At 66.2% G+C, this 18367-nt stretch carries 14 protein-coding genes; 7 read left to right on the plus strand and 7 right to left on the minus strand.

All coding sequences use genetic code 11. The features are described 5' to 3' along the window. Positions 1-2 precede the first annotated feature (2 nt). On the minus strand, positions 3-584 hold the full coding sequence (locus tag AC0CH3_RS05185) for an urea carboxylase-associated family protein (protein WP_354302423.1): 582 nt from the start codon (positions 582-584) through the stop codon (positions 3-5). After that, positions 577-1263, minus strand: a complete 687-nt coding sequence (gene gntA, locus AC0CH3_RS05190) for a guanitoxin biosynthesis heme-dependent pre-guanitoxin N-hydroxylase GntA (RefSeq protein WP_056022271.1) — start codon at positions 1261-1263, stop codon at positions 577-579. Before gntA ends, AC0CH3_RS05185 begins: the two co-directional genes overlap by 8 nt. Before the next feature lie 172 nt (positions 1264-1435). Here gntA and AC0CH3_RS05195 point away from each other — a divergent pair, with 172 nt between their 5' ends. The 5 genes from AC0CH3_RS05195 (at position 1436) to AC0CH3_RS05215 (ending at position 8327) form a co-directional block, all read left to right on the plus strand. Beyond that, positions 1436-2176: a Crp/Fnr family transcriptional regulator gene (locus AC0CH3_RS05195; RefSeq protein WP_354302425.1), complete on the plus strand. Its 741-nt coding sequence runs from the start codon at positions 1436-1438 to the stop codon at positions 2174-2176. Position 2177: 1 nt separating this feature from the next. Beyond that, positions 2178-2399, plus strand: a complete 222-nt coding sequence (locus tag AC0CH3_RS05200) for a hypothetical protein (RefSeq protein WP_056021287.1) — start codon at positions 2178-2180, stop codon at positions 2397-2399. 64 nt (positions 2400-2463) lie between these two features. Further along, positions 2464-4791 (plus strand): GH92 family glycosyl hydrolase, encoded by a 2328-nt coding sequence (locus AC0CH3_RS05205; RefSeq protein WP_465237679.1) that lies wholly within the window; start codon positions 2464-2466, stop codon positions 4789-4791. Positions 4792-4941: 150 nt separating this feature from the next. Further along, positions 4942-7038, plus strand: coding sequence for a M3 family metallopeptidase (locus tag AC0CH3_RS05210; RefSeq protein WP_354302428.1), 2097 nt, complete (start codon positions 4942-4944; stop codon positions 7036-7038). Further along, positions 7038-8327, plus strand: a complete 1290-nt coding sequence (locus tag AC0CH3_RS05215; RefSeq protein ID WP_354302430.1) for an MFS transporter — start codon at positions 7038-7040, stop codon at positions 8325-8327. The genes AC0CH3_RS05210 and AC0CH3_RS05215 overlap by 1 nt, the downstream gene beginning before the upstream one ends. Positions 8328-8459: 132 nt before the next feature. On the opposite strand, the gene AC0CH3_RS05220 is transcribed toward AC0CH3_RS05215, so the two are convergent. The 5 genes from AC0CH3_RS05220 to AC0CH3_RS05240 form a co-directional block, all read right to left on the minus strand. Then, the gene (locus AC0CH3_RS05220) at positions 8460-9791 is read right to left on the minus strand and encodes a sensor histidine kinase (RefSeq protein ID WP_354302843.1); all 1332 of its coding nucleotides are present in this window, start codon (positions 9789-9791) and stop codon (positions 8460-8462) included. A gap of 53 nt (positions 9792-9844) precedes the next feature. Then, on the minus strand, positions 9845-10564 hold the full coding sequence (locus AC0CH3_RS05225) for a response regulator (RefSeq protein WP_056021299.1): 720 nt from the start codon (positions 10562-10564) through the stop codon (positions 9845-9847). A 72-nt stretch (positions 10565-10636) separates the two neighbouring features. After that, a complete protein-coding gene (locus tag AC0CH3_RS05230; RefSeq protein ID WP_354302432.1) occupies positions 10637-11347 on the minus strand; it encodes an EF-hand domain-containing protein in 711 nt (236 codons plus the stop codon). 152 nt (positions 11348-11499) lie between these two features. Next, positions 11500-12276 carry a thioesterase family protein gene (locus AC0CH3_RS05235; RefSeq protein WP_354302434.1) on the minus strand — a complete coding sequence of 259 codons (777 nt, stop codon included), beginning with the start codon at positions 12274-12276 and terminating at the stop codon, positions 11500-11502. Further along, complete coding sequence (locus tag AC0CH3_RS05240) at positions 12273-13841, minus strand: class I adenylate-forming enzyme family protein (RefSeq protein WP_354302436.1); 1569 nt, start codon at positions 13839-13841, stop codon at positions 12273-12275. The genes AC0CH3_RS05235 and AC0CH3_RS05240 overlap by 4 nt, the downstream gene beginning before the upstream one ends. A 77-nt stretch (positions 13842-13918) precedes the next feature. Here AC0CH3_RS05240 and AC0CH3_RS05245 point away from each other — a divergent pair, with 77 nt between their 5' ends. Beyond that, positions 13919-14533, plus strand: a complete 615-nt coding sequence (locus tag AC0CH3_RS05245) for a glutathione S-transferase family protein (RefSeq protein WP_465237680.1) — start codon at positions 13919-13921, stop codon at positions 14531-14533. Positions 14534-15096: 563 nt separating this feature from the next. Continuing rightward, a complete protein-coding gene (locus tag AC0CH3_RS05250) occupies positions 15097-18306 on the plus strand; it encodes a TonB-dependent receptor domain-containing protein (protein ID WP_354302440.1) in 3210 nt (1069 codons plus the stop codon). The last annotated feature ends 61 nt before the right edge of the window (positions 18307-18367 follow it).

An 18367-nucleotide genomic window follows, 5' to 3' on the forward strand; every position in this document is an offset into this window, starting at 1 on the left:
GGTCAGCTGATCGAATACTGGATCGGCTTGAATGATCCGCCGTTCGACTGCAGCGCCGAGCACGCGGTCAGTCCGATGATCAGATCCATCTCGGCGCGGAACGTGATCGTATCGCCGGCGCGGCTGAGTGGCGGCTCTACCGTGAACGCGCCCGTAGACCCGTCGATCGGCACGTTCATGAAACAGTTGAACGCGGTGGGGATGGCGTCGGGCTCCACGCCATAAGGCGCCAGCGCTTCGGCGAGATTGCCGAAGCATCCGCGGTGCGGATCGGTATCGCCGTAGATGATGGCGAAGGTTTCGCGCGAGCACGGCGTCAACAGGAAATCGTGCCGCCCCACGTCGTCGCCGATGATGTCGAGCATCACGTTGCTGCGGTTCGAATAGAGCCGGTCACCGGTCGTGAGGTACAGTCGGCTGGCGTAATCGAGCGTACGCCCCGACGAGATCACTTCGCGAATGTCCGCACGGCTGTACGCGAGGAGATCTGCGACCTGACGGCCTTCGGGATCGATCACGGTCAGTGTCTGGCCGCGATCGAGCGTGAACCCGGCGCCGGAGCGCGGTGCGATCGTATCAACCATGTGCGCTGCTCCGCTTGAAGGGACATTTCCACGAGTCGTCGACGACCCGGCCGCTATATTGGCGCGCTTCGCTCGACTCGCCGTGACGCGCGAGCATCGGGTTCATCGTCCCCGCCAGTTGCAGATCGCGATCGAGGATCGACGTCCGCAGCTTGTCATAACGTTGCTGCGTACGCAGCACCTCAAACTGGTCGTGCAGGTTGAACACCATCGCCGGCGTCTGGAACCGCCGCGCGGGGCGGCTCGCATTGGGGTGAAGCCCGACGACGAAAAACGCCTCGCCCGAAAAGCTCAGCGAGAAATGCGGATCATCCGGATCGGCGCTCACCGACGGATCGGGGCGGTTGCCCAGCCATTCGTCCTTGTCGCTGAGCGATTGCGCGCGCGCCCAGAGATGCGCCTCGAATTCCTCTTCGCTCAGCTGCTCGGGGCCTTCGAACAGCACCACCATCGTGCGGAAGATGGCGCGATCCTTCTGGTATTTTCGTACCGTGTCGGCGAGCATCGGGAGGATCCGCAGATCGTCCCAGGCCGAGCGCACATCGCGGGCGACGACGATGTCCATCTGCCCGCGGCCGAGCGCGGATTTGGCGCCGACGCACGGAAAGGCGGTAGCCTGAACCGTCGCGATGAACGCCTGGGCGAGAGGGTGGTCATTTTGTGTCTGGGGGAGATACATGCCGACGCCGAACAGTCCACGACGCACAAGGTTTCATCTGTGAGCGGAGTCGTTGACCTCGATCAGTCAGAAAACTTGCAGCCGGCATACTTCAATTCGTACAGGCAGGCGTAGACAGCCGGCGGCTTACAGGCAGGGGTGGACGGGCGATGGCGACCGCAAAGGGATGGGGATGCTGACAGGTAAGTTTCTACTAGGTCGCGGTCGGGATGAATTGACCGAAAACGAGGCCATGATCCTCGAAAACAGCGTCCATGACGTCAAGACGATGCCCGGCCGGTTCCGGCTCGTCCGCGCGGGCGAACCCGTGGAAACGAGCACGTTGCTGCTCGAGGGGTTCATCTGCCGCTACATGGACGATCGCGACGGGCTACGGCAGCTCGTCGCGGTGCACGTCCCCGGCGATTTCGTCGACCTGCACGCCTTCCCGATGAAGCGGCTCGATCACGACGTCGCGACGCTGGGACCGGTCAAGGTCGCGTTGTTCGAACATGCCACGCTCCAGACGATCACCGAGAACCACCCGCATCTCACGCGGATGCTGTGGTTCAGCACGTTGCTCGATGCCGCACAGCATCGCGAATGGATCTTCCGGATCGGACGACTGGGCGCGGAAGGCCGCATCGCGCACCTGTTCTGCGAGATCTATACGCGGTTGCAGATGGTCGGGCTGGCCAGCGACGGTCGGTTCACGCTGCCGATGACGCAGCCGGACCTAGCCGAGGCCTGCGGCATCACCGGGGTCCATGTGAATCGTGTCCTGCGGATGCTGCGCGAGCGCAACTTGTTGACTTTCAAGGCAAATGCTGGACACATCATCGACTTCTCGGCGCTTGCCAAGATCGGCGAATTCGTCCCGGACTATCTGTATGGCAAGGCCGAAACCGAGTCGGGAGCGTCACATGATCGATAGAATGAAATCCGAAGACACGCCGGGCGTTGCCGCCGCGGAAAGCGGCGAAGTGACGCTGGACGGCCCCGATGGCGTGGCGATCACCTTCAGCCCCGCGGCAGCGCGCGAAACGGGTCAGCGCTTGATCCAGGCGGCCGATATGGCCGACAAGCAGCGCAGGGATGCTGCAATGGCCCCCGGTGGCGATGTGGGGGATGGCGATGACGACGAGGGTGACGAATAGCCTGAGGGCTACGGTCCGGCAGGCGGATCGAACACGGCGGTTCTCCTGGCGCGGCCTGGCGAGCATGGTGCCGCTCGCCGTCGCCGTCTCTGCGGCCGCACCAGCGGCGGGACAGGAGGCCGCTGCCGCACCAGCGGCGCGGTCTTCGGCGTACGACAGCGTCGACCCGATGATCGGCACCGGCGGCGAGGGGCATACGTTCCCGGGCGCCAGCGCGCCGTTCGGCATGGTGCAGCTGAGCCCGGACACCGATACCGGGTGCGAGATCCGCAAATGCTATGCGCACGCCGCGGGCTATCGCTACGACGACCCGACCATCCAGGGTTTCAGCCACACGCATTTCTCGGGCGCCGGGCATTCCGATCTGGGTGACATCCTGGTGATGCCGATGTCGGGCGACACGACGTCGTTCGAGCCGGGGGATCCGGCAAAACCGGGGACGGGGTACCGGTCGCGGTTCAGCCATGCCAGCGAGATCGCGCAGCCGGGCTATTATGCGGTCACGCTCGACGACGCGAAGGTGCGTGCCGAGATGACCGCGGGGACGCGGATCGGCGTGCATCGCTATCGCTTCCCCGCGGCAACCGCCGCGCATCTGATCATCGACCTGCGCAGTTCGCTCTATGCATATCCCGGCAAGATCCTCTGGTCGTCGCTGCGGCTGCGCGCCGACGGGACGCTGACCGGGATGCGCGAGACCCGCGGCTGGGCGCCGGGGCGCAAGCTGTTCTTCGCCATGCGCTTTTCCAAGCCGATCACCGCGCACGCGTTCGTCAACCGAGAGACGGACGTACCGTATAGGGGCTTCCAGGGACCGGGGCGCGGCACCGATGCGGTTCCCGAGCTGCTCGGTCGCGCGCTCGAGGCGCGGCTCGATTTCGGGCCGCTCGATGCGCCGCTCGAGGTGCGCGTCGCGGTGTCGGGGGTCGACGAGGCGGGCGCGATCGCCAATCTCGACAGCGAACCGGGCGGGTTCGACGCGGTTCGCGCCGCGACGCGGTCCGCCTGGACCCAGGCGCTCGACGCGGTCGCGATCGCCGCCGCGCCGAAGATGCGGACGAACGTCTATACCGCGCTGTACCACAGCCTGCTCGCCCCCAGCGTCTGGAGCGATGCGGATGGCCGGTTCCGCGGTCCGGACGATCAGGTGCACAAGGCCGACGGCTACACCGTCCGATCGACGTTTTCGCTATGGGACACGTTCCGCGCCGAGCATCCGCTGCTGACGCTCGTACAGCCCGCACGGACCAGCGACGATATCGTCCGGTCGCTAATCGCAAGCCGGACGTTCAGCCCGCACGGGATCCTGCCGGTATGGCAGTTCGCCGGACGCGAGACGTGGACGATGATCGGCTATCATGCGGTTCCCGTCATCGCCGATGCCTATCTGAAGGGCGTGCAGGGCTATGATGGCAATGCGGCGCTCGACGCGATGGTCGCGAGCGCGGACTATGCCCCCTATGGCGGGCTCGGCGACTATATCGCGCAGGGCTATGTCCCGATCGACAAGGAGCCGGAGGCGGCGTCGAAGACGGTCGAATATGCCTATGACGACTGGACGATCGCGCGGATGGCCCGCGCGCTGGGACGGAACGACGTCGCCGCGCGGTTCGAGAAGCGCGCGGGCAACTGGCGCAACAGCTTCGACGTCAAGACCGGGTTCCTGCGCGCGCGCAAAAGCGACGGCAGCTTTCGCGTCCCGTTCGACCCGACCGCGATCAATTACGGATCGGACTATACCGAGGGCAATGCCTGGCAATATTCCTGGTTCGTGCCGCACGACCAGGGCGGGCTGTTCCGCCTGCTCGGCGGCGACAGGAAGGTCGTCGCCAAGCTCGACGCGATGTTCGACTACGACAATTCAAAGATCGACTACAGCCATGCCGAGGATATCGCCGGGCTGATCGGCCAATATATCCATGGCAACGAACCCAGTCATCACGTCGCCTATCTCTATGATTTTGCAGGACAACCCTGGCGGACGCAGGAGCGGTTGAAGCAGATCGTCGAGAGCCAGTACAAGCCGACGCCGGACGGGCTGTCGGGCAATGACGATCTGGGCCAGATGTCCGCGTGGCTCGTCTTTACCGCGCTCGGCTTCTATCCGGTGGCGCCGGGCACCGGCGAATATGTCATCGGCCGCCCGTTCGTCGATCGCGCGGTGTTGACGGTCCCCGGCGGCAAGACGTTCACGATGGTTGCGGACGGACTGACGCCTGCCAACGCCTATGTCGGGCGCGTCACGCTGAACGGAAAACCGCTCGCGAAAAGCGTTGTCACCCACGCGCAAATCCTCGCCGGCGGCGAATTGCGGTTCGTCATGCAAGCCAAACCCAACGTGAAATGGGCGACGAGCAAGGCTGCGCGTCCCTATTCGATGACGCCCTATTAACCGCGCCGCGACGACTTCGCGCACCGCCCGCTTTTCGACGCGGCCGGTGCACGGGGTTTCGCCACGCAACTTTATTGCTATGCTGCGGCCAACATCGTCCGGGAGAACCATGTGCATTTTCTACCTCTCGTCTTCAGTGCAGCTGCGCTGATGGCGTCTACGTCCGCGATCGCGCAAACCGGTGCGGCGCCCGTCGCGCCCGCCGCCAACCCCCTGCTCGCCGACTGGACGGGCCCGACCGGCGGCGTGCCGCCCTGGGACAAGGTTCGACCCGAGCTGTTCCCACAGGCGTTCGAGACCGCGCTCGCCGAGCGGACGGCCCAATATCGCAAGATCGCGGACAATCCGGCCAAGCCGAGTTTCGCCAACACGATCGTGCCGATGCAGCTGGTCGGCAAGCGCTATGGCCAGGTGATGACGCTGTTCGGCGTGATGACCAGCAACATGAACACGCCCGCGTATCAGAAGCTCGACCGCGAATGGTCGCCGAAATTCTCTGCCGCGTCGGATGCGATCACGTTCGACAAGCCGCTGTTCGCGCGGATCCAGGCGATCTACGACGCGCGCAATTCGAGCGGGCTGAACGCACAGCAGATCCGGCTCGTGACGCGGATCTACGACAGCTATGTCCGTCAGGGCGCCAAGCTGAACGACGCGCAGAAGGCGCAGCTGTCGCAGTACAACCAGCAACTCGCGACGCAGTTCTCGACATTCGGCGAGAAGCTGCTCGCGGACGAGAGCAAGGCGATCTCGGTCACCGACGAGGCACAGCTCGCCGGGCTTCCCGACAGCGTGAAGGCGGTCGCCAAGGCGGCGGCGGCCGAGCGCAAGCTGCCGGGCTACGCGATCGTCAACACCCGCTCCGCGGTCGATCCGGTGCTGACCTACGCCACCGACCGCGCGCTGCGTGAGAAGGTGTGGCGCGCGTTCGTCAACCGCGGCGACAATGGCGACGCGAACGACACGAACGCGACGATCGCGCAGATCGTCAAGCTGCGCGCCGACCGCGCGCACCTGCTCGGGTTCAAGACGCATGCCGACTGGCGGATGCAGGACACGATGGCCAAGACGCCCGCCGCGGCGATGGACCTGATGATGCGCGTCTGGCCCGCCGCCAAGGGGCGCGTCGCCGAGGAGGTGGCCGACATGCAGAAGATCGCCGGCGCGTCGCTGACGATCGAGCCGTGGGATTACCGCTTCTATCAGGAGAAGGTGCGTAAGAGCCGCTACGATCTCGATCAGGCGCAGCTGAAGCCGTATTTCGAGCTCGGCAACATCATCCAGGGTTCGCTCTATGCCGCCAACCGGCTCTACGGGCTGACCTTCAAGGAAATCACCGGGACCGTTCCGGTGTTCGAGCCGAACATGCGCGTGTGGAGTGTGACGGACAAGGCCGGCAAGGATGTCGGGCTGTTCTACCGCGACGACTTCGCGCGGACGGGCAAGCGGTCGGGCGCCTGGGCGAACACCTATCGCGGCCAGCGCGGCCTTGCCCCGGCACAGCTCGTGCTGTCGTCGAACAACAACAACTTCGCCAAGGGCGCACCCGGCGAGCCGATCCTGATCAGCCTCGACGATGCGCAGACGCTGTTCCACGAATTCGGCCACGCGATCCACGCGATGCTGCAGAACGTCGAATATCCGGGGCTCGCCGGCACGCCGCGTGATTTCGTCGAATATCCGAGCCAGGTGAACGAGCATTGGCTGCTGACCCGCGACGTGCTCGACAAATATGCGCGGCATTACCAGACCAAGGCGGCGATGCCGCAGGACCTGCTCGACAAGATCGAAAAGTCGCGGACGTTCAACCAGGGGTTTGCGACCGCCGAATATCTGTCGTCGGCGATCGTCGACATGAAGATCCACACCGTCGCGGACGGCGTGATCGATCCGGACAAGTTCGAGGCGGCGACGCTTGCCGAGATCGGCATGCCCAAGCAGCTGGTGATGCGTCACCGCGTGCCGCAGTTCCAGCATCTGTTCTCGTCCGACAGCTATTCAGCGGGCTATTACAGCTATCTGTGGTCCGAGACGATGGATGCCGACACGTTCGCGGCGTTCGAAGAAGCGGGCAGCCCGTGGGACAAGCCGACCGCGGACAAGTTCGCGCGCATCCTGCTGTCGACGGGGAACGAGACCGATCGCGCCGAAGCGTATCGCGCGTTCCGCGGCCGTGATCCGGACGTCAACGCACTGCTGAAGAAACGGGGCTTTGATCCCACGCAGGCCGGGAAGGGCGCAAACTGATGGCACCCGATCAGAAAACGCGCCTCAAGGCGATCATCGGCGGATCGACCGGCAACCTCGTCGAATGGTTCGACTGGTATGTCTATTCGGCGTTCACGCTGTATTTCGCGCCGCATTTCTTCCCGTCGACGGACCGCACCGCTCAGTTGCTGAGCGCGGCGGCGATCTTTGCGGTGGGCTTCCTGATGCGGCCCATCGGCGCGTGGATCATGGGGGTCTATTCGGATCGCCACGGCCGCAAGGCGGGGCTCACGGTCGCCGTCACGCTGATGTGCGCAGGCTCGCTGATCATCGCGTGTACGCCGGGATACGAGACGATCGGCGTGTTCGCGCCGATCATGCTGGTGATCGCGCGCCTGATGCAGGGGCTGTCGGTCGGCGGTGAATATGGCGCGTCGGCGACGTATCTGACCGAGATGGCGGGCAAGGATCGCCGCGGCTTCTTCTCGTCGTTCCAGTATGTCACGCTCATCTCGGGCCAGTTGCTCGCGATCTGCGTGCTGCTGGTGCTGCAGTCGACGATGAGCGAAGCGGCGCTCGACTCCTGGGGCTGGCGCATTCCGTTCGCGATCGGTGCGGTGCTGGCCGTGGTCGTGTTCTACATTCGCCGCGGGCTCGCCGAGACGCAGAGTTTCGAGAACGCCAAGTCCGAGGCGGGCGACGGCAAGCCGAAGTCGGGCTTCCTCCAGCTCGTCACCAAGCATCCGCGCGAGACGATGACGGTGATGCTGCTGACCGCAGGCGGTACGCTCGCCTTCTATGCCTACTCGATCTACATGCAGAAGTTCCTGGTCAACACCAGCGGGTTCAGCCGCGAAGTGGCGAGCCAGATCAACGCGGCCACGCTGTTCGTGTTCATGCTGTTGCAGCCGGTCGCGGGCGGTCTGTCGGACCGGGTCGGGCGCAAGCCGCTGATGATCGCGTTCGGCATTGCCGGGGTGTTGTTCACCTATCCGATCTTCACCGCGCTCGAGACTGCGTCCAACCCGATCTATGCCGGGTTGCTCGTGATGGCGGCATTGGTGATCGTGACGGGTTATACGTCGATCAACGCGGTCGTGAAGGCGGAGCTGTTCCCCGCGCATATCCGCGCGCTGGGCGTCGCTCTGCCTTATGCGCTCGCCAACACGCTGTTCGGCGGGACCGCCGAGGTCGTTGCGCTGAAGTTCAAGGATGCCGGCTTCGAGCGCGGTTTCTACTGGTATGTGACCGGGATGATCGCGGTTTCGCTGGTCGTGTATCTGCGGATGAAGGATACGCGGACGAACAGCCAGATCGTCGAGGACTGACGCCTGCACACCCACTCCGTCATCCTGACGAAAGTCAGGATCCAGAGCCCAACGACGTAGCGGTCGTGGCTCTGGATCCTGGGCCGAGCCCAGGATGACGGATCGGGGCAGGCGTGCGCGCCCGGCCTAGCCTCAGCGCGGTAATTCTATGATCGCGTCGAGCCCGCCGCCCACGCGGTTTACCAGGCGGATCTCGCCGCCGGCCTCGCGGATGATGGCGCGGGCGAGCGCTAGCCCCAGCCCGATCCCCCCGGTTTCGCGATTGCGCGACGTCTCGAGCCGGGTGAACGCATCGAACACGTCGCCCATCCGGTCCTCGGGGATCCCGGGTCCCTGATCGGCGACGACGATCGCGACCGAACGCGCGTCCGCCTCGACGCGGACCTCTGCCGATCCACCGTATTTGACCGCGTTCTCGATCAGGTTGCGGACCGCGCGACGGATCAGCGACGGCCGCAGGTGCATCCGCAGCCGGTCCGCCTCGACGAACGTCACCTCGTCGCCGATATCGCGGAAATCCTCGACCACCGCGTCGACCAGTGCGGCCAGATCGACATCGGTCGGCGGCTCGCTCGGGCGACCCAGCCGCGCGAGCGACAGGATGTCGTCGAGCGTGCGGTTCATCTCGGCGATCGTCTCGGTCATCCGCGCGCGATCGGTATCGTCGTCGACCGATTCGATGCGGACCCGCAACGCCGCGAGCGGCGTGCGGAGGTCGTGGCCGATCGCACCGAGCATCCGATCCTTCTCGTCGAGCATCGCCGTGATGCGCAGTCGCAGCGCATTGAAGGCGACGATCAACGCGGCGACGTCGTCAGGCCCGTGCGGCGACAGCGGCACGCCGGGCTCGCCCGGGCGGAAGCGCTCCGCTGCCTCGCGCAGGTCGCGCAGCGGCCGGGACATCCGCCGCACGATCCAGAGCACGGGAAGCAGCACGACGCCGTAGAGGATCGCGGTCTGTGTCAGCACCGCGATCAGAAGTCGCCAGCCCGGTTGCGGCCAGGGCGCGGTGATCGCCAGCCAGCCATGGCCAGGCTGCTCGACCGCGATCAGCAACGTGCTGCCCTGCCGGTCGGACCGGTGATCCGCCGAGCTGGTATCGGATGCCTTCTGGCCGTTCCGGTGCCGCGACCGGTCGGAGTCATCGTCCTCGGGGCGCAGCCCGGTATCGATCCGCCCCACCACCACGCCTTGATCAGCAAGCTGACGGCGAAGCTCCGCGGCGACCTCCGGATGGCGTTCGGTCGTGCCGTGCCTGATCGGATTGGCGGGCAGGCGCCGGATCCGCCCGCGGTCTGCGGTGAGAACGCGGCCGCCATGCGCCTCGCGGTCGAGCGCATCGGCGATCCGCGTCGCGACCGGACGCGTCGCCTGCGCGAGGCGAAACTCCGCACGGTCGCGCAAGATGAGCGTGAAGTTGATCGCCTGCGCGATGAACAGCGCGATCGCGATGAGCAGCGCCATCTGGCCCGCGAGGCTGCGCGGCCAGGGGCGGGTGCGGATCGCGGGGGACCGGCTCAAAGGCGGATGACCTCGGCGGCGAGCGTATAGCCGCCGCCCCAGACGGTCTTGATCAGTTCGGGCGTCTTCGCATCCGCCTCGATCTTGCGGCGCAGGCGGCTGACCTGGTTGTCGATCGCGCGGTCGAACGCCGCGGCCTCGCGCCCCTGTGTCAGGTCGAGCAGCTGGTCGCGCGTCAGGACCTGGCGCGGTCGCGTGACGAGCGCGAGCAGGAGGTTGTATTCGCCGGTCGACAGCGGCACCGAGACGCCCTCGCGATCGACGAGCGCGCGTTCGCCCGATTTCAGCACCCAGCCGGCAAAGGCGTAGGAATTGGCCTCGGGGGCGTGCTGCCGTGCACCGCCTGCCGTCGCACGGCGGAGAATGACCTTCACGCGCGTCGCAAGTTCGCGTGGCGAGAAGGGCTTCACGACATAATCGTCGGCGCCCATCTCGAGCCCGATGATCCGGTCGGTCTCCTCCGCACGCGCGGTCAGCAGGATGACGGGGACGTCGCTGGTCGCGGCGATGTGCCGGCACAGGCTCAGCCCGTCCTCACCCGGCATCATGATGTCAAGGATGACGAGATCGATCGCATAGGCGGTCAGCCGCGTCCGCGCGCTTTCCGCATCGCCCGCCTGCGTGACGCGGAACCCCTGCTTGCTCAGATAGGCAGCCAAAGGCTCACGGATCGAACGCTCGTCGTCGACGAGCAACAGATGCGGCATGTCTCCCATGGGGGCGACGTCTAGCATGGTGCGTGTCCATGTGAAGCGTCGGACGGATTCGATCCGTCCGACGCGTGGGTGTCACTCGCCGGTCGTGGCCGCATCCGCCCGATCGGCCTCGTCCAGAGTCGGCGAAGCGGTCGCGCCCATCGCATGGTGCCGACCGCGGCCGGGACCACGACGCATCGCGCGACCACTGGGGCGCTCGCTTGCGTCGAGGCGGCCATCGCGGTTGGCGTCCATCCGGTCGAAGCGTTGCGCGGCGCGGTCGCTGAACTCGGCGCGGGTCACCACGCCGTCGTCGCGGCCGGCGCCGGCGCGCTGGCGGTCTGCGCGGCCCATGCCGCCCCGTGCGCCCCGATCAGCGTCGCGACGAGCATTGGCGTGATCCGCTCCCGCAGCCCCGCCCTGCGCCGCCATGCGCTGTTCGCGGCGCTCGCGCATCGCCTCACGCCGTTCTTCGCGGAAGCTGCGTCGCTCCGCCGCAGTCAGGATGCCGTCGCCGTCCGAGTCCATCCGGGCGAACCGCGCATCGGCGTCCGCAATCGCCTCGGCGCGCGTTACCGCGCGCATCGCGCCACCGCGCCGTTGCGGACCGCGATTCATCATCTCCGGGCGAGCCGGGGCGGTGGTCTCCTGGGTCTGTGTGGCGAGCGTCGCCGACAATGCGGCGCGATTGGCGGCGGCGGTGTCGGCGCGGCTGTTCGGTGCCGTGGGGGCGGATTGCGCGGCGCAGGCGGTGGCCGCGATGGTGCCGGCGGTAAACGCCAGGGTCAAAATGGTCTTGCGCATCTGCGATCTCCGGTCGGGTGGGGGCGATCCCCATCGAATGTCCGACGTCTGGGCGCTGGCTGTCGCATGGCTATGTCACCCCGTCGGCAAAGTGTCGCAACTTGTCCCAGTGCAGGTTCAGTGCGCGCCGGAGTGATGGCTCCGTGCGCGATTCAGGCGAAGATCGCGACGCTCTGCATCTGTTCGGCGATCGGCAGCCCGTCGGCGTTCCAGATCGCCATGGTCTGGCTCGAACTCCCGGCATGGACATAGTCGGTCGTCGCACGCAGCAGCCACCAGCCGTCACGCGTCGTCGGCTGCGGTCCGAGGATGTTGAGCAGCCAGGTCATCGAGCTGAGCGGGGCGGGGCCGCCGAGCAGCTTGAGCGCGGAGGGCGGCAGGCAATCCGCCACCGCGATCAGTTCCACCATCGGGTCGAGCCCGTCACGATCGGCAAGCCTCGCCCAGCGCAGCCATTCGGCCGCGCCGACCCCATCGTCGCGCCGGTCCACCAGGTCGAAATTCTGCGAGAAGGCGACGCCGCGATGCCCGCGATAGGTTGCCGTTTCGGAATCGGGTGCGGGAAACTCGGGGGTCGCGCCCGTCCGGTGATCGATCACCGATTCGATCGCACGCATGAACACGAACGTCGCGCGCAGCCCGAGACCTGCGGCGCTTTCCACGTCGACCTGGATGAACGCGGCATTCCGCCCGCGGCGCAACCGGCTGGCGCGCAGCATGATCGCGCCCGACAAGGGACCGATGAACGCGATCTGTGCCGAACGCAGCGGCGGCAGGTCGGAGTCGGACCGTTGCGCCACGTGCAGCGCCAGCGCGGCCGAAAAGCCCCCATAGGCGGTCCGCCCCTGCAGCCAGTTGTCGGGAATGCTCCCGCGCCAGCCGTCGTCGACGGGTTCGAGCGCCGCGATGGCCTGTCCGAGACTGGTCATGCGCCCAGCAACCGGTCACGAAGCTCGCGCTTCAGCACCTTGCCGATCGCGCTGCGCGGCAGCTCGGCGACGGCGTGGATGCCCGCCAGCCGCTGCGTCTTGCCGAGCTGCGCGTTGGTCCAGGCGAGGATCGCGGCGGGGTCGGCATCGCGCGTCCGCGGAACGATGATCGCCACCGGCGTCTCGCCCCAGGCCTCGGACGGCATGCCCACCACCGCGCAGTCGGCGACGTCGGGATGGCGGGCCAATACCGCCTCGAGATCGGACGGATAGACGTTGAAGCCGCCGGAAATGACCAGGTCCTTCTTGCGGTCGAGCAAAGTCAGGAAGCCGTCCGCGTCGAACCGCCCGACATCGCCGTGGCGGATGTAGCGGTTGCCCGCCGCATCATACCATTCCGCCTCGCGCGTCGCCTCGCGCCGACCATGATAGCCATTCATCATCGCAGGGCTCCGGCCGACGACCTCTCCGGTCTCGCCCGGCGCGACCTCGTTGCCGTCGTCGTCGATCAGCCTGATCTCGTGTCCCGGCATCGGCTGGCCGACGGTGTGCAGCTTCGTCGGGTTCGCGCTTGCGTTCAACGCGCAGCTCGCGCCGCCTTCGGTCATGCCGTAGAATTCGACGAGCAGGCCGGGCCACCGTGCGACGACATCGGCCTTGAGGGCGGCGGAGAAGGGCGCGCTGGTGCTGGTCTTGAAGCGGAATGCGCACAGGTCGAAATCGTCGAAATCGGGCAGCGCCATGATCCGCTGATACTGGACGGGAACGAGCATCGTGTGCGTCGCACGGTGACGCTCGGCAAGCACGAGATAGGTGCGCGCATCGAACTTGCCCATCAGCACGACCGTCCCGCCCCAGCCAAGCGTCGGCAGCACGCTGACCAGCGTCGTGTTCGAATAGAGCGGCGTCGCGATCATCGTGACCGCGGTGTCGAACCCGGCCGCGGCGTTGCGCGCGATATGCGCCCAGCGCATCGCGTGGCTCTGGACGATCCCCTTCGGCGTCCCCGTGGTGCCCGACGAGTAGATGATGTTGAACGCGTCCTCCGGGACGATCGACACGTCTGGCGCGACCGCATCCTCCGCGGCCAGCCACGCCTCGAACCGCTGCGGCCCGGACGGGGCCTGCGGATCGGCATCGGTCGGGCCGGGGGGCGGAAGCAAGATAGGCCGCGCGGGGACATGCATCGGCCGAAGCACGTCCGCCTGCTCGGCATCGACGAAGACGATGGGCGCGCCGCTGTCGGCGATCATCGCGCCGATCGCTTCGGGCGTGGCGGAGGGTGCGATCGGCGTCGCGACGCAGCCCGCGCGTACCGCACCGAGGAAAACCGCCATATACTCGACCGACGGCGCAGCGACGATCGCAACCGCCATGCCCTTGGCAACGCCGTCGCGACGCAACGCGCTGGCGACCCGGTCCATCAGGCGGTCGAGCGTCGCATAGTCGATCGCATGGCGGGAATCCGCGAGTGCGAGCGAGTTTCCGCGTTCGCGGCGATGCGCGCGGATCAGATCGGGGAGCGTGGCAAAGCCCGTGGCGAGCATGTCGGCGGCGGTCGTCATCGATCCCTGGCTATGCGAATTATCGCGCGAATGCCATACGCCATGTTCGAAAACCCGAATCGTGAAGGCTCTTGCCCATGCTGTTCTACGATAGCGCGTCACCGGCCCCCAATCCGCGCCGGGTCCGGATATTCCTCGCCGAGAAGCACGTCCGGGTGCCGATGGCGCAGGTCTCGATTCCGAAGGCCGAGCACAAGGCGGCGGCATATCTCGCGGTGAACCCGCATGGACAGACGCCGGCGCTCGCATTCGACGATGGCCGCGTGCTGACCGAGAGTGTCGCGATCTGCCGCTATTTCGAGGCGCTGCATCCTGACCCGCCGCTGTTCGGGCAGGGGGCGCTCAACATCGCCGAGGTCGACATGTGGACGCGCCGCGGCGAGATGCGGTTGATGACGCCGCTCGGGCTCGTCTGGCAGCATACGCATCCGTGGACCGCGCGGATCGTGAAGCCGCAATATACCGAGTTCGGCGAGACGCAGCGCCCGCGCGTGCTGGCGGCGATGGCAGAGTTCGACCACGCGCTGAGCGGCGGGTCGTGGCTCGACGGCGTGCGGTACACGATCGCGGACATCGTGCTGCTGACCACGATCGACTTCGCGACCTTCGTGGGCATCCCCGTGCCGGGCGAGCTGGACAATCTCACGGACTGGCACCGCCGGGCCACCGCGCGGCCCAGCGCGCAGGCCTAGCAGCGTGCAGCACGGGCAATATCGAGGCGGCGGCCACGACTTTGGTCGGGGATGATCCAGATTGCCGAAACTTCCTTTGCAACACGTTTGCAAAGCTGCCATGAAGCCCGCATACCCGAACTTCAGTTTCGTAGGCGAAGCGAAGTGACGGAGGCAATGTGCCGTCGACATGATCGATGTCCGGCCATTCCAGGGGCATGCAGGCCAACAGGTCGCGCCCGGTAACGAGGTTGGAGAGGGGATAAGGCGGAAGGCCGGCATGGCCGGACCTTCCGCCGTCCTTCTGTTTCCCAACGTCCTGCACACATCAGTCGCACATCCAGGCGGAATGCACGTCATTCCCGGATCGGTTCAGGCGCAGCGTCCCACCCATCGACACTCAGAGGATTTCGAAGAGCGGTTTTGGCCGACCCGGACGTTTCACGGGCTGTCGTTCGGCCCTGGATCCGTAATATTACGTAGCAATTTGCTACGCTTTTACCGCTTGACGATCGTCGCTGCGAGGCATCTATTCGAAGTTGCGGTACGGGCCATCAGTGCTCCGGCCGGACAGGGAGAGAGATGTGGCCAAGCAGCGCTATTTCGTCGCGTGCGCATTTTCCGTACTCGCATGTGCACTCGTTTCGCCGGCTGTGGCGCAGGTCGGGGGCGATCCGCGACCTGTCGGCTCGGCGGGGCAGTCCGGGGCGCAAACGGGCGCCGACGCGACGCTCGGCAGTTCGTCGAATGCGGCGGCGTCGAATGCCGTGCAGAACGGCAGCCCCGACATCATCGTCACGGGATCGCTGATCCGCGGATCGTCGGAGGATGCTGCCGCGCCGGTCGACGTGATTTCGGGGGACGAGCTCGCCAAACAGGGCGCGCCCACCGCGGTCGAGCTGCTCAAGAATCTGCCGACATCGAACGGCGTCACGGGCGACGCGAACCAGTTCGACAGCCGCAGCCAGGGCAATGAGGGCGTCGCGTCGGTCAATCTGCGCGGGCTCGGCCCGCAGCGCACGCTCGTGCTGCTCAACGGCAAGCGGCTGGTGCCGGTCGGGGGCGGCATCCCGATCGTCGACATCAACCTGATCCCGTCGGGTGCGATCGGGCGCGTCGAGGTGCTGAAGGACGGGGCCGCCGCGACCTATGGCTCGGATGCGATCGCCGGCGTCGTCAACTTCATCACGCGCACCGACCAGAAGGGCTTCCTCGTCTCCGGCGACTATCGCTATATCGACGGCTCCAAGGGCGATTACGGCACCGCGATCAGCTATGGCCATAGCGGCAACGGCTTTCGCATGCTCGCCTCGTTCGGATATCAGCACCGGTCGGAACTGCGGACCACCGACCGCGATTTCACGATCCAGCCCTATGCCAACAATCCGCAGGGCGGCTGGACGGGGGGCGGCAACCCGGGCAATTTCGACTTCAACGCGACGGTGCCGTTCGTCGACCCCGCAACCGGCCGGTTGTTCACCGGCTATGGCGCGACCGGCGCGTCGAACGGTGTCAACTTCATCCGCGATCTCGGGTGCGAATCGCTCGGCGGATTCCGCAGCACGCCCGGGTCAAGCACGCCGACGCCGACCGCGGTCGGCACGATCGCGGTGCCGACGGATCGGTGCTTCAACAATTACGGGCAGTTCGGCAATCTCGTCGAGCCCGAGGATCGCTATCAGGCCTATGCCGAATTCGCGATCGACCTGACGAGCTCGCTGCAGTTCACCGCCAGCGCGCTGTATGGGTCGACCTCGACGCGGATCACCACGTCGCCGACCTATCTGCCGACCTTGCCGCCTTCGGCCAACGCCGCCGGCGGGGGTTCAGGGTTCTTCCAGGTGCCGACCTACGCGCCCGCGCTGCGTGATTATTGCCAGACCTATGGAACTGCGGCGGGGTGTCTCACGGCGAACGGAGCGCCACTCGCGCCTGCGCTGGCGTTCCCCGTCCTGTTCCGGCCCGCATTGCTCGGTGGCAATCCCGTCTTCCAGGGGGGCGACAATGATCGCGGATCGGCGTTTTCGAAGCGTCAGTCGGACTCGATGCGCTTCACCGCCGACTTGTCCTGGGAAGTCACGGACCGCATCAACCTGACCGCCAGCGGCACCTATTCGGAATATTATCGCGAGAATGAGGGGACCGACACGTTCGGCGACCTGCTCCAGAACGCGATCGCGGGTTTTGGCGGCGCGAATTGCGCGTTCGCGACTACCGCCTCGCGCGCGGGGCTCAGCGCTGCCCAGATCGCGGCGCTCGCGGGCACCAACGGCTGTACCTTCTTCAATCCCTTCTCGACCGCGGTCGCGGTCAACCCCGTCACCGGGCAGGCCAATCCCGCCTATGCCGGATCGCGCGGCACCAACGGCCTGAGCACGACTCCGGGCGCCGGGCTGGTCAACGACGTTGCGACGGTCGACAATTTCTTCCGCACGACGCGCACCGTCTACGACACCAAGCTGTTCGTCGGCGACCTCGTCCTTGGCGGGCGGACCGGGCTGCGGCTTCCCGGTGGCGATGTCGGCTTCGCGATCGGTGGCCAGTATCGCCGCAATCATTATTCGGTGAACTACAACGCGGACAGCAACCTCGCGACCAACCCTTGCCCCGGCTCGCCGCTCAACCCCAATGCGACCTGCACGCCGCAGACGGGCGCGCTCGGCTTTCTCGGGACCAACCGGAATGCGTCGTCGGTCGGCGACGTGAAGGCGCTGTTCGCCGAACTGCAGCTGCCGATCTTCCAGGCGGTCAACGCGCAGCTTTCGGCGCGCTATGAGGATTATGGCGGCGCGGTCGGATCGACGTTCAACCCGCAGGGGCGCCTGCGTGTCCAGGTTGCGCCGTGGCTCGCGCTGCGCGGCGGTGCGGGCACGACGTTCCGCGGCCCGCCTGCGCAGCAGCTTGAGGGCAACCTGACCGCGCTGCAGATCATCGGTACGTCGTTCCGCGCGGTCGATATCAACGGCAACCCCAATCTGTCGCCCGAGAAGGCGACGACGTACAGCGGTGGCGTGATCGTCGACATCGGCGGCTTCAACGCAAGCGTCGACTATTTCCGCTATGACCTGAAGGGGCCGATCGAGCAGGAGCCAACGCAAGGCATCGTCAATGCGCTGTTCGGCGCGAGCGGCATCGCGAACTGCGGCAATGCGGCGTTTGCGGCGCTCCAGCAGCGGTTCACCTTCACCGGTGCGGGCTGTGGTGTCGCCAACGTGCAGCGGTTGCGGACGGTGTACGTCAACAGCGCGGACGTGACGACCTCGGGTCTCGACGTCCAGGCGACCTATCGCGGCGACATCGGGCTCGCGACCGTCACCGTCGGCGCGACGGGCACCTATGTCATCGAATACAAGACCAAGGACGTGACGGTCGAGGGGGTCGTCGTGCAGCCGGCGTTCAACGGCGTCGGACTGCTCAACTACCAGACGACCGCCTATCCGGTGCCCGAGATCAAGGGCAATTGGTACGTCCAGGGCGACTATGACATCGCCAGCCTTCGGCTTCAGTTCAATTATATCGATGGCTACACCGACCAGCGCGGGGCGGCGATCTTCGGGCCGAACTTCGGCGCGCTGGCCGGTGCTTCGGTCACGGGGGGCAAGGAGATCGGTGCGTTCAAGACGATGGACGCAACGCTCAGGATCGCGTTGCCGACGGGATCGACGATCTCGCTGTCCGCGCTCAACATCTTCGATCGTGCCCCGCCCTTTGCCCGACTGGATCAGAATTACGATCCGTTCACGGCATCGCCGCTGGGCTTCACCGCAAAAGTCGGTTTGTCGCAACGATTTTGATTTTCTCGACAACTGGCCTCGCTTTCCTGCATCGGGTATGGTCCAAGCAGGTCGCGAGGCC

The organism is Sphingomonas sp. AC449 (genome assembly GCF_979253475.1).